This is a genomic window from Streptomyces sp. CBMA291 (assembly GCF_014596525.1).
Taxonomy (GTDB): Bacteria; Actinomycetota; Actinomycetes; order Streptomycetales; family Streptomycetaceae; genus Streptomyces.
Window position 1 is genome coordinate 36204 of sequence record NZ_MSJP01000047.1, and the last position, 12730, is coordinate 48933.

General features: G+C 70.8%; 8 protein-coding genes. 2 read left to right on the forward strand and 6 right to left on the reverse strand.

The annotated features are described in order from the left end of the window. Nucleotides 1–23: 23 nt before the first annotated feature. Nucleotides 24–3446: a hypothetical protein gene (locus BU197_RS13120; RefSeq protein WP_317452025.1), complete on the reverse strand. Its 3423-nt coding sequence runs from the start codon at nucleotides 3444–3446 to the stop codon at nucleotides 24–26. Between the two features lie 322 nt (nucleotides 3447–3768). Then, on the reverse strand, nucleotides 3769–3987 hold the full coding sequence (locus tag BU197_RS13125) for a hypothetical protein (protein ID WP_188268429.1): 219 nt from the start codon (nucleotides 3985–3987) through the stop codon (nucleotides 3769–3771). A 190-nt stretch (nucleotides 3988–4177) separates the two neighbouring features. Between BU197_RS13125 and BU197_RS13130 the strand changes: the two genes are divergently transcribed. Together BU197_RS13130 and BU197_RS13135 are read left to right on the forward strand one after the other, a co-directional pair. Then, nucleotides 4178–4621 (forward strand): MarR family winged helix-turn-helix transcriptional regulator, encoded by a 444-nt coding sequence (locus tag BU197_RS13130; protein WP_188268430.1) that lies wholly within the window; start codon nucleotides 4178–4180, stop codon nucleotides 4619–4621. A gap of 15 nt (nucleotides 4622–4636) precedes the next feature. Beyond that, the gene (locus BU197_RS13135; protein ID WP_188268431.1) at nucleotides 4637–6235 is read left to right on the forward strand and encodes an MDR family MFS transporter; all 1599 of its coding nucleotides are present in this window, start codon (nucleotides 4637–4639) and stop codon (nucleotides 6233–6235) included. 240 nt (nucleotides 6236–6475) lie between these two features. Here the strand turns inward: BU197_RS13135 and BU197_RS13140 are convergent, their stop codons facing one another. The 4 genes from BU197_RS13140 to BU197_RS13155 form a co-directional block, all read right to left on the reverse strand. Beyond that, complete coding sequence (locus BU197_RS13140) at nucleotides 6476–7312, reverse strand: TetR/AcrR family transcriptional regulator (RefSeq protein ID WP_188268432.1); 837 nt, start codon at nucleotides 7310–7312, stop codon at nucleotides 6476–6478. A 140-nt stretch (nucleotides 7313–7452) separates the two neighbouring features. After that, nucleotides 7453–8988, reverse strand: coding sequence for an MFS transporter (locus tag BU197_RS13145; RefSeq protein ID WP_188268433.1), 1536 nt, complete (start codon nucleotides 8986–8988; stop codon nucleotides 7453–7455). A 169-nt stretch (nucleotides 8989–9157) separates the two neighbouring features. Then, nucleotides 9158–11446 (reverse strand): ArnT family glycosyltransferase, encoded by a 2289-nt coding sequence (locus BU197_RS13150; RefSeq protein ID WP_188268434.1) that lies wholly within the window; start codon nucleotides 11444–11446, stop codon nucleotides 9158–9160. After that, nucleotides 11443–12714, reverse strand: a complete 1272-nt coding sequence (locus BU197_RS13155; protein WP_223182470.1) for a bifunctional glycosyltransferase family 2/GtrA family protein — start codon at nucleotides 12712–12714, stop codon at nucleotides 11443–11445. Before BU197_RS13155 ends, BU197_RS13150 begins: the two co-directional genes overlap by 4 nt. Nucleotides 12715–12730 lie beyond the last annotated feature (16 nt).

Genomic DNA, 12730 nt, shown 5'->3' on the forward strand with positions numbered 1-12730 from the left:
TCCTCACTTCGTTCAGGCTCTGGTCACCTGCGGGCCCTCGTCGGGAGCACGGCGGGTGACGGGTCGTCGTAGCCGTAGCCCTCGTGGGGAGGCTTCCCACCGGGGGTGAGTTCGACGGTGCAGGCGGGATCGGTCGATCCGGGCGGACAGTTGCCTCCCGGATCGACGCTGCTGACATGGTTGGCGACCTTGGGACTGGCGGGCAGCTCGCTGGTGACGGTCACCGAGTAGGTGATCGTCACCGTTGCGCCCACGGGCAGGGGACCCCTCCAGTGCAGGGTGTCGCCGGTGACGCTCACCGTGCCCGAGGTGGCCGTCGCGTCACCGTTGTAGGTGGCGTGCCGCAGAACCTCGGACAGGTCGTCGTCGACGGTCATCTCGGTGTACGGAACGTCACCGGTGTTGCGCACGGTGATCGTGTAGTCGACCGAGTCACCGACGGACGCGGTCATGGGGGTGGCGGTCTTCGTGATCCGGTGCGTCGGGTTGTCGGGAGGCGTACCGCCCGGAGTCAGCTCGACGGTGCAGGCAGGGTCGGTCGATCCGGGCGGACAGTTACCTCCCGGATCGACGCTGCTGACGTGGTTGGCGACCTTGGGACTGGCGGGCAGCTCGCTCGTAATGGTCACCGAGTAGCGGATCGTCACCGTGCCACCGACCGGCAGGGGACCCCTCCAGTGCAAGGTGCTGCCAGTCACGCTCACCGTGCCGGAAGTAGCCGTCGCGTCACCGTTGTAGGTGGCGTGCCGCAGAACCTCGGACAGGTCGTCGTCGACAGTCATCTCGGTGTACGGAACGTCACCAGTGTTGCGCACGGTCACCGTGTAGTCGACCGTGTCACCGACCGACGCCGTCTGCGGAGTGGCGGTCTTGGAGATCGTGTGCGTCGGCTCGCTGAGCTTCACCACCCGCGCGGCCACCCACGGCGGCTCGGCGGGCAGCAGTTCGCGTGTGGTGCCGCCGGTCTCGACGACCTCGGCCTGGGCGGCGACCTTGTTCCAGTTCATGTCGCCGTTCTGGAGCGCGGTGTGGTCGGCGCGGGTGACCGGGACCGTCATCTCCCACTCGAAGGTGAGGATCTGGCCGGGTTCGAGAACGGTGTCGCCGAAGTCGAAGCGCAGGGACCGGATCAGGGTCCAGTCAGTGACCTCGGAGGCGGGGACGAACGAGGTGTCGACCTGTCCGCCGCACCAGAACGGAGCGGTTCCCCGCGTGGCGTCCATCTCGGGCCGGCAGGGGTCTTCCTTCGTGGAGTACGTGATGGTGACGGGGGTCCCGGTGGTGTCGATGGGACCGGTGAGCACCGGGGTCCATACGGTGTTGGTGGTGTCGTTGTACCGGCCGTCGGTGACTCCATGGCTGGTGGGAGTGCCGAGGAGGTCGTAGGCGACGAAATCGGTCAGCTGGCGGTTGCCCAGGTTGCCCAGCCGCACCCGGTAGTCGAACGTCCCGCCGGAGGTGACCGGAGCGACCTGGTCCTCCTGGCCGGGCACCTCCGCCGAGTCCTTCCACTCGCCGTCGTCGCCCCGGACCTGCTTGTAGACGAACATGTCGGCGGCGTCGGCGACCGAGTAGTCGTCGGCGGCGAAGTAGACCTGCTCGGTGGTGTTGCCGTTCTTGTTGACGTCGTGCGTGTCGGCGATCCTGTCGTAGCGCGGCACCACGATGGTCTGCTCGGCGTCGAAGAGCCAGGCCAGGTTGCCGAGGTACCCGTCCGGGTTCTGGGCGTCGCCGCCCTTGACGCCGGCGCTCGTCCCGGCCTTCACCTTGCCGCTGATGGTGTACCTGCACGCGAAGGCGCCGAGGTACTCGATGGGCTGGGAGGAGGCGGGGGCCTTCCAGATCACGGCCGTGCGTCCGAACAGGTAGTCGGGGGTGACCGTGACGTCGGCGGCGGACACCTCGGGGCACCTGTTGGAGGTGGTGGGGTCCTCAAGCCGCAGCGAGCCGGGCACGTAGTCCACGTCCGGGGGGATCAGGTCGAAGAAGTGCGGGAACAGCCGGGAGTTGGTGCCGTTGTTGCGGATGTCCAGGTCCCAGTCGACGACGCCGCCGGGGGCCACCGGCACCTGGTCGTTGGCCTTGGTCAGGATCGGGTCGGGCTTGCTCCGGTCCAGATAGGTCGTCGCGCAGACGGTGTCGGTGATCTCGCCGCCGGTGCCGGATGCGGCGGCCAGCGTGCCGATCACGCAGTTCTCGACCTCGGTGGGGTTGCCGCCGGGGAGGTCGGAGAGCACGACGTCGGAGGTGAAGGCGAGCAGGGCGTACTGGGACGGCTGGATGGAGGGGAGCGTGGCCTGGATCCGGGTGACGCGGGTGCCTGCCGGGCCGGCCGGGATCGGGGTGTCCGCGTTGGTGGTGGGCACGTCGAAGGTGGCGGTGCTGCCGTCGCTGTAGGTCACGGTCACCGGGATCTGGCCGACCGGGGCCGACCCTCCGTAGCGGATCCGCACGGCCCTGGGCCGCAGACCGGCCGGGACCGTGTCGTCGAGCGTGGCCGTGGCGGCGACGTTGCTGTAGTTGAACGCGTCGAGTTCGTAGCCGTATGCCTGCCCCTCGAACCCGGCCGGGCTGCCCGACTTCGCGAATTCGCCTCTCACCCCGGGATCCGTCGCGGTGATCGTGGTGGTGAAGGTGGTGTCTTCCTCGTGGGTCGTCGTGGTGCCGTGGCCGGTGCCGGAGACGGACGCGGTGTCCGTCAGGGTGTCGCCCGGAGAGACGGCGGATGACGGGTACCGCACGCTGACGGTGTTGCTGAAGACGTTGTCCGCGAGCGTGGGGACCTGCCAGGTGACGGTACGCGTGGCCGGGTCGTACGTGCCGCCGCCCGAGGCGCTGACGAATTCGGCGCCCACCGGCAGCACGTCCTTGATCACCACCTCGTCGAGGGCCAGCGTGCCGCGCGGCCGGTCCGGGTCGACGGGGCGATTGCTGATGTAGACGGTGTAGGAGACCACGGTGTCGGGGGCCGTCTGTGTCGGTCCCGACTTGACGAGCGCGATGTTCGGCACGGCCCTCAGACCGATCGTCGCGGTGGCCTCGGAGGGACCCGTGCCGGAGGGGGTCTCGGCGATCACCGTGACCGGCTGCGGGCCGGGCGGCGTGGTGTAGTTCACCGTGGGCCAGGAGACCACGGCGTTGACGCTGTCACCGGCGGCCAGGTTCGCGGTCACCACCAGCCGGCCGTTGACGGTCTGCACGCTGGTGACCTGGCTGGGCCACGGCTGGGACAGCGTGCCGTCCCCGGAAGCACCGGGCGGACGGCTGAAGGTGAGCGTGGTGCTCGGGCAGCCCGTCGGAATCGAGCAGGCCACGTTGACGTCGTAGATCAGCCGGTCGCCCGCGTCGACCACCTCGTTCGACGCGCGCAGGGTGACGGGAAGCCGGGGGTCGGCCGAGGCCGGCCGTGGGGAGAGCAAGTTCGCGCCGATGGCCAGCAACACCACCAAGAGCCACGAGAGTGGGCGAATACGAGGGAGGGCAGGGGTCATGCAATCATATTTACTTGCCCCTTATGTCCCATATGTCAGACACGCCTGACGACAGGCGCCCGTGTCCCCCCATTACCCTCTCCATGCCCCCGCAAGGGGGTACCCGGCCCGGCGACGCGCGCCTCCCGCAAGGGGGGTACCCGGCCCCCGGCTCCCCCGCCGCCCCGCCCCCCTCCCCCCCGACTCCCCCGCAAAAGAAAAAGGTGGACCGGTCCGCGTCAGAGCTTCGCGGGACCGGCCCACCTGACGAGGGCGCGGGAAGGAAGGGACGGGGCAGTCAGCCCAGGGCCAGCCAGGCGACGGCCGCCAGGACGACGATGACCGCGACCACGCCCACGATCAGGCCGACCTTCGGTCCGCCCGAGGCGGCCGCGACCTGCGGCTGCCGCTGCTGCGGGGTGCCCTCGTCGACGAAGGCGCGGAACATCTGGGTGTTGCCGGCGGGGTCGTAACCCTCGGGGTTCTGGCCGTACGGTGCTTGGGGGTTGTGTGCCATGGGTCAGGACCCTAGCGAAGGACGGGTGGTGGGCCCAAGCCCCGTACCCCCGCACGCGGGCAGTCGAGCGCGACACACCCCCCAAGACCGCCTTTGCCTATTCTTTAGCGCCATTTGACCGCTTTAGTTTGCCTGGAGCAACCATCGATCTCTATGGTTGCCCTAAGCAACAACATCAATGGGGTGCCCGATGGACAGAGGCAATCGTTACGAGAACCTCGCCCGCCAGGTGAGTGCCATCGGAGCCGTGAAGCGCGGACTCGCGCGGACCCTGCCCGCCGAATGCCCCGGCGGATCCGCGATCGTCCTCGCTCTGCTGCACCGCCACGGTGACATGCGGATCGGCCGGATGTCCGAGCTGATGGCCGTCGACATGTCGGTCAGCAGCCGGCACGTGGCCCACACCGTGGACCGTGGCTGGGTCGAGCGCCTGCCCGACCCCGCCGACAAGCGCTCCCGCATCCTCCACCTGACCAGCGCGGGCGAAGACATGCTCGCCGTCCTCGACCGACGGCTGACCGACATGCTCGCCCAGACGCTCGCGGAGTGGTCCGCCGAAGACGTCGAACTGCTCACCGACCTGCTCGCCCGTCTCCGGGATTCCTTCGGGGACTGCCGGGCCCACCACGCTTGAGAACGAAGGAAGTTGATGGCAACCACCACACCAGAGACCGGTGTGCTCGGCGGGAGCGCCAAGGAGGGGGACTCCGCCTCCGGCGGCGCCCCGATGACGCACAAGCAGATCATGGAGGCGCTGTCCGGGCTGCTGCTCGGCATGTTCGTCGCCATCCTGTCGTCGACGATCGTCTCCAACGCCCTGCCGCAGATCATCACCGACCTGGGCGGTGGGCAGTCCGCCTACACCTGGGTCGTCACCGCGGCGCTCCTGGCGATGACCGCGACCACCCCGCTCTGGGGCAAGCTCTCGGACCTCTTCTCCAAGAAGCTGCTGGTCCAGATAGCCCTGATCATCTACGTCGCGGGCTCGATCGTCGCCGGTCTCTCGCAGAGCACCGGCATGCTCATCGCCTGCCGTGTCGTCCAGGGCATCGGCGTCGGCGGTCTGACCGCCCTCTCCCAGATCATCCTCGCCGCGATGATCGCCCCGCGTGAGCGCGGCCGGTACAGCGGCTACCTGGGCGCGGTCTTCGCCGTCGCGACCGTCGGCGGTCCGCTGCTCGGCGGCGTCATCACCGACACCGAGTGGCTCGGCTGGCGCTGGTGCTTCTACGTCGGCGTGCCCTTCGCGGTCATCGCCCTGATCGTCCTCCAGAAGACCCTGAAGCTCCCGGTCGTGAAGCGTCAGGTCAAGGTCGACTGGGCGGGTGCGTTCTTCATCAGCGCCGCCGTCTCGCTGCTCCTCATCTGGGTCACCTTCGCGGGTGACAAGTACGACTGGATCTCCTGGCAGACGGTCGTCATGGTCCTCGGCGCGATCGCGCTGGGCGGGATCTTCGTCCTCGTCGAGTCCAAGGCGAGCGAGCCGATCATCCCGCTCCGCCTCTTCCGCAACCGGACCATCACCCTCGCCTCGCTCGCCTCGCTCTTCGTGGGCGTCGCGATGTTCGCGGGCACGGTCTTCTTCAGCCAGTACTTCCAGCTGGCGCGGAACGAGTCGCCGACGATGTCCGGCGTCCTCACCATCCCGATGATCGCGGGCCTCTTCGTCTCCTCCACCGTCTCCGGTCTGATCATCACCAAGACCGGTAAGTGGAAGGCGTGGCTGGTCAGCGGTGGCGCCCTCGCCGCCGGCGGTCTCGGTCTGCTCGGCACGATCCGCTACGACACGGCGTACTGGCACATCGCGCTCTTCATGGCGGTCCTCGGTCTGGGCATCGGCATGATGATGCAGAACCTGGTGCTCTGCACCCAGAACCAGGTGGCCCCCGCCGACCTCGGCGTCGCCTCCTCCGTCGTCACCTTCTTCCGCTCCCTCGGCGGCGCGATCGGCGTCTCGGCGCTCGGCGCGGTCATGGCCCACCGGGTCACGGAGTACGTCAAGGAGGGCCTGACCGAGCTGGGCCCGAAGGCGGCGGGCGCCGTCGGCCAGGGCGGCGGCGGCATCCCCGACATGGACAAACTGCCGGCCCCGATCCGCACGGTCATGGAGAGCGCGTACGGGCACGGCGTCGCGGACGTCTTCCTCTACTCGGCGCCCTTCGCGCTGCTGGCCTTCGTGGTGACGCTGTTCATCAAGGAGGTCGCGCTGAAGAGCAACAGCGCGCCGAAGGCCACCGAAAAGGCCTGACGAAACTCCCGGTCACGCTTCGAGCGGAGGCGCGACCGGGTCGATACGGAGCGGCGGGCAGGGGACAGCCCGCCGCTCCGTCATATCCGCGAAGACCTCCTGCGATGAAGACCTCCTGCGATACGGAGTCGGGCCCACCCCGCCCCGCCCCTCCACCGAAAGCCCCCACCCCCAAGCCCCAGGCCCCCACCCTCCCCCACACCCCCCACCCCGTGAAGGCCGTACAGGCGCCCGGTCCGGCTACCCCCCGGTGTTCTCCGCGCCTCCCGCGCGCTCCATGCCCTCCGCGCCCCCTCCGCGCTCCGCGCTCCCCGCGCGCTCCCTCTCGACCATCACCTCGATGCCCGCGATGAGCACGTCCAGGGCGTAGTCGAAGTCGCGGTCCCAGATGTCGCTGACGCTGCCGTGCGAGGCGCGCTCGTCGAGGAGTTCGGTGATCGGGGCGAGGGCCTCGGCGAAGGCGGGCTCGTTCCGGAAGCCCTTGACCGCGTCCCGGTAGAAGTCGTCCGGCGTCATCCCCGCCTCCGCCGTCCGGCGCTCGAACTGGGACTCGATCGTCCCGTAGCCGTAGACGAACTGGAAGACCGCCGACATCGCGCTCGGCTGCCGGGACACCGGCAGCCCGGTGTCCCGGATCGCCTGGTTGATCTTGGTGGCGAAGGCGATGGCCCGGGGGCCGAGGTTCAGGTACTGGCCGGCGCACTGGGACATCCACGGGTGGGCGACCAGCATCCTGCGGTACCCCAGGGAGAGCGTCCTGATCCGCTCCCGCCAGCCCCCGGCGGCGTCGGCCGCCGCCGGATCGATCTCCCCGTAGACCTGGTCCATCGCGAACTCGATGATGTCGTCCTTGGTGTCCACGTACCAGTAGAGCGACATCGCGGTGACGCCGAGTTCGGTCGCCAGCCTGCGCATCGACAGCTTGGCCAGGCCCTCCTCGTCGAGCATCCGGAGGGAGGCGGCGACGATCCGGTCCCGGTCGAGCCCGGCCGGGCCCCTGCCCGCGCGGGGCGCCCGCTCTTCGAGCCAGACGCTGGACCGCGCCGGGTTCCGGGCCCGGTCCGCTGCCTTGACCATCGCGTTCCTCCGTCTTTCAGCCGTTCGCCACCATGCTAGGGCGTGGCTTCCGGACGGCACCGGGGCACGCTCCGGCCTCTGGCGAGGTCCGGCCGGGTGCCCCGGGCCCGGTGGCCCCGGCCCGGCCCCGAGCGCGTGGCCTACGCGCTCGCCGCCGCCCGCTCCGCCTCCTCGGCGGCCCTCGCCTCGCCGCGTTCGGCCCGCAGGAGCAGGGCGTAGGCGACCAGACCGCCGGCGAAGACGGCGGCGGCGCCGAACAGCTGACTGGTCTGGAGGCCGGACGCGAAGGCGTCGGAGATCTGCTGCCGCTCGCCCGCGCCACCCGCCGCTGCCAGCGCCGCCGGGAGGGAGGTGGCGGTGACCGCGACGAGGGCGGCGAACCGCGCGTTGAGCACCGCCCCGAGGACGGCGACACCGAGACCGTTGCCGAACTCGGCGAGGGTGCCGTTGATCCCGGCGCCCACGCCCGCCTTCTCCGGCGGGATCGCGCTCATGATCGCGTTGGCCATGGCCGGGGAGGAGACGGCGATGCCGCAGCCCATCAGGACGAGCCCGAGGAGCATGCCCGCGTATCCGCCGTCCGTGCCGCCGCCGAGCAGCGCGATCGAGGTGAGCCCGGCGGCCACCAGGGTCATGCCGAGGACGACGGTGACCGGGGTGCCCAGCTTCATCACGACCCTGGGCCCGACGCCGGTCAGGTTGAGGCCGACGATCGTCAGGGCGAGCGGCGCCATCCGCAGCCCCGCCTCCAGAGGCTCGTAGCCGAGCACGAACTGAAGGTGCTGGGTGAGCAGGAAGAGCGAACCGCCCATGCCGAAGACGACCAGGATCGAGCCGCCGATGGCCCCGACGAACTTCTGGTTCCGGAAGAAGTGCATGTCCAGCATCGGATACGGGGTGCGCAGCTCCCACAGCGCGAAGGCGGCGAGCGCGACCGCGCCGACGGCGGCGGGGAGCAGCACCTCGGCGGAGAGCCAGCCGTGCCCGGGACCCGTGATGATGGCGTACACGACACCGGTCATACCGATGGTGGAGAGCAGCGCGCCGAGCAGGTCGGGGCGCTCGCCCTGGGGGTTCTTGGACTCCGGTACGAGCCGGACGACGGCGACCAGGGCGACCAGGGCGACCGGGATGTTGATCAGGAAGATCATTCCCCACCAGAAGTGGTTCAGGATCACCCCGCCGATCAGCGGTCCGCCCGCGAAGCCGAGCGAGGCGACCGTGGACCAGAGCGCGATGGCCTTGACCCGCTCGGAGTCGTCGAAGATCTGCATGACGACGGCGAGGGTGGTGGTCATCAGGAGCGCGCCGCCGACGCCCATGCCCGCGCGGGCGGCGATCAGCTGGCCGGTGGAGTCGGCGAGCCCGGCGGCGAGCGAGCCGAGACCGAAGAGCGCGAGCCCGATCGCGAGCAGCTTCTTGCGCCCGTAGCGGTCGGCCGCGTTGCCCGCCGTGAGCAGCAGTCCGGACTGGACGAGCGAGTACGCGTTGATCATCCACTGGATGTCGGTGGTGGTCGCGTGGAGTTCCGAGGTCAGCGAGGGGATGGCGACGCTGAGCACGGTGTTGTCGAGCAGCACGGTGAGCTGGGCGAGACAGATGACGCCGAGGATCAGCCAGCGCTGCGGGTGGCCGCCGGGGGCGGTTTTCTCGTTCGCGACGGGCTTCGCCGTCATGGGCAGCACTCCTTGGGCGGTGTACGGGATGGGGTTCTCGTACACCGTACAAGGGCGTCTCTTACGCTGTATAGGAAATTGTTTCCGGCAAGGAGGGTCGGCGGGGTGCGCCGACGGTCTCCCCGTGCGTGCGGGTCGGGTGGTGAGGCGGGTCAGGTGGTGAGGCCGGTCAGGTGGTGGGGCGGGTCAGGTCGTAGAAGGTGGCGTTGCCGAAGGTGACCTTCCGGAAGTGCGCCGAGACCCATGAGGAAATCTCCGAACCGCCGCCGAAGCCACCGCCGGGACCGCCGGTCCTGCCACCCCGGCCGTCCGCACCGGCGCCGGAGGCGGCCTTGTTGTCGCCTGTTCCGGCTCCCGCTCCGGCGGCCGATCCGGCGGCCGTCTCGCCTCCCGTGCCGCCTTCGCCGCCGCCGATGAAGTAGTGGATCCTCCCCTCGGCCACATACGCCTGGAACTCCGCGAGGGTCGGGGACGGGTCGCTGCCGTTGAAGCCGCCGATCGCCATGACCGGCTTCTCGGTGGCGAGCTGGTATCCGGCCGCGTTCTGCGCGCCGACGGTGGCTGCGGCCCAGGTGTACACGTCCGCGTCGGCGAGGAGCGCGGTCTTCGCCTCCGCACCGACGGCCGTGCCGTTGAGAAGCCCGCCCATACCGCCGCCGCCGAAGCCACCGGGCCCACCGAAACCTTCGCCGCTGGGCATACCGGGGGGCATGCCCGGGGGGCGACCGCCTTGGTTCCGGCCCTGGCCTTGGCCGGGCGTGCCTTGTCCCTGGCCTTGGTTCTGCCCAGGCATGCCCTGGTTCTGCCCCTGCCCCTGGTTCTGGCCCTGGCCGGGCATCCCCTGGCCCTGGCCGCCGTCCTGGCCCGGCATCCCCGGGAAGCCGTACGGAAAGGTCATGCCCCGGCCCCGGCCACCGCCGGGACCCCGCATGCCGCCGAAGCCCGCGCCCGCCGGGCCCGCCGTCACGATCGAACCCTGGTGCCCGGTGTCGACCGTAGCCAGGGTGTACGCGAACGGCCCCGCGAGCCCCGCCGCCAGGCCGAGCCCCGCCGCCCCGAGCCCGAGCCGCCGGTCCGTGCGGCCCGCGAGCAGCAGCCCGAGCGCGGCCACCGCGCCCGCCACCAGGACCGTCCAGCGCAGCCACGGCAGCCACTCCGGGGTCCGCCCGAGGAGCGACCAGCCCCACCACGCGGTCACCGCCGCCGTCACCGCCAGGGTCGCCGAGGCGAGCAGCCGGGTGCGCTCCTCCCAGAGGACCGCCGCGCCCATGCCGACGAGCGCCGCGATGTACGGGGCCAGGGCGATCGTGTAGTACTCGTGGAAGATGCCCGCCATGAAGCTGAACACGGCCAGCGTGATCAGCAGGGAGCCGCCCCACACCAGGAACGCGGAGCGCGCGGTGTCCGTCCGGGGCGCCCGCCGGGTCACCACGACCCCGGCGGCCAGCAGGATCAGCGCCGCAGGCAGCAGCCAGGAGATCTGGCCGCCGATCGAGTCGTTGAACATGCGGCCGAGCCCGGTCTCGCCCCAGCGGCCCCCGCCCATGCCACCGGGTCCGCCCCCGCCGCCGACGCTGCCGGTCTCGTCGCCGTTGATGCGCCCGAGCCCGTTGTAGCCGAAGGTCAGCTCAAGGAAGCTGTCGTGCTGCGAACCTCCGATGTACGGGCGGGAGGACGCGGGCCACAGCTCGACCACGGCCACCCACCAGCCCGCCGACACCAGCAGCGCGAGGCCGCCGAGGGCGAGCCGGCCGAGCCTGCGCCCGAGCCCGCCCGGCGCGCACACCGCGTAGACGAGCGCGAGCGGCGGCAGGATCAGAAAGGCCTGGAGCGTCTTCGCGAGGAACGCGAACCCCAGCGCCACCCCCGCCGCCACCAGCCACTTCGTCGCGCCCTTGTCCTCTTCGAGGGCCCTCAGCACTGCGTAGACGGCGACCGTCATCAGCAGGGCGAGCAGCGCGTCCGGGTTGTTGAAGCGGAACATCAGCGCGGCCACCGGGGTGAGTGCCAGGACCGCGCCCGCGATCAGGCCCGCGCCCGCGCCGAACCGGCGCCGTACGGCCGCGTAGAGCACCGCAACGGTGCCGGTGCCCATGAGGACCTCGGGTACGAGGATCTGCCAGGACCCGAGGCCGAAGAGCCGTACCGAGAGGGCCATCGGCCAGAGGGCGGCCGGGGGCTTGTCGACGGTGATGGCGTTGGCCGCGTCGAGCGAGCCGAAGAAGAAGGCCTTCCAGCTCTCGCCGCCCGCCTGCACGGCGGCGGAGTAGAAGGAGTTGGCGTAGCCGGAGGCGTCCAGGTTCCACAGATAGAGGAGCGTGGTCGCGGCGAGCAGACCGAGGAAGGCCGGCCGGACCCAGAGGGCGTCGTCGGCGCGCCCGCGCCAGAGCCGGGCGGCCCTGCCGGGCCCGCCTGCGGGAAACGCGGGCACCACCGGAGTCGTCGGATTCAGCGTCATCGGGTGTTCCTTGCGGTGGACCGCTCGGGGAAGACCCAGAGCCGGAAGAGGAGGAAGCGCAGGACGGTCGCGGCGAGATTGGCGACGACCAGCACGGCGAGTTCGGTCGAGTGCGCGGGATCGCCGCCCGCCGCGCCGAGGGCGGCCAGCGAACCGCTGGTCAGGGCCAGGCCGATGGCGAAGACCACGAGGCCCTGGGCCTGGTGGCGGACGGCCCGGTCCCGGCCCCGGACCCCGAAGGTGAGCCGCCGGTTGGCCGCCGTGTTGGCGACGGCGGAGACCAGGAGGGCGGCGGCGTTGGCGAGCTGCGGCCCGAGTCCGAGCCGGAAGCCCGAGTAGAGGGCGAGGTAGAAGAGCGTGGACAGCACCCCGACCGCGCAGAACCCCACCAGCTGCCGGGCGAGCCCGCCCGGCACCCCGTTCAGCTCGCGGTCCCGGGGGTCGTCCCCGAAGGGCCTGGCGAGCCGGTCGAGCGGCAGCGAACCGGTGGCGAGGGCCCGGCCCACCCGCCACACGCCCTTCAGGTCGTCGGTGGCGGTGCGCACGATGCGCACGGTCGAGTCGGGGTCGTCGACCCAGTCGACCGGCACCTCGTGGATGCGGAGCCCGGCCCGCTCGGCGAGGACGAGCATCTCGGTGTCGAAGAACCAGCCGGTGTCCTCGACCATCGGGAGCAGCCGTTCGGCGACGTCCCTCCGTATCGCCTTGAACCCGCACTGGGCGTCGGAGAACCGGGTGGCGAGCGAGCCGCGCAGGATCAGGTTGTAGGCGCGGGAGACGAACTCCCGCTTAGGGCCGCGCACCACCCGCGAGGAGCGGGTGAGCCGGGAGCCGATCGCCAGGTCGGAGTGGCCGGAGATCAGCGGCGCGACCAGCGGAAGCAGGGCGTTGAGGTCGGTGGACAGGTCGACGTCCATATAGGCGAGGACCGGTGCGTCCGAGTCCGACCACACCGTCCGCAGCGCCCGCCCGCGCCCTTTCTGTTCGAGCCGTACGGAGCGCACCTCGGGCACTTCGGCGGCGAGCGCGGCGGCGACGGCGGGCGTGGAGTCGGTGGAGGCGTTGTCGGCGACGGTGACGCGGAAGCCGTAGGGAAAGGTCCGGGAGAGGTGCTCGTGGAGGCGGCGGACACACGGCTCCAGGTCCTTCTCCTCGTTGTAGACGGGGATCACCACGTCGAGTACGGGCCGTCCGGCCGGGTGCACCGGCAGGTGTTCCCTGGCGGGGAGGGCGCCGGACGTGGGCCCCGCGATCGTTGGGGTTCGCATGGTCCGACCCTTGCCG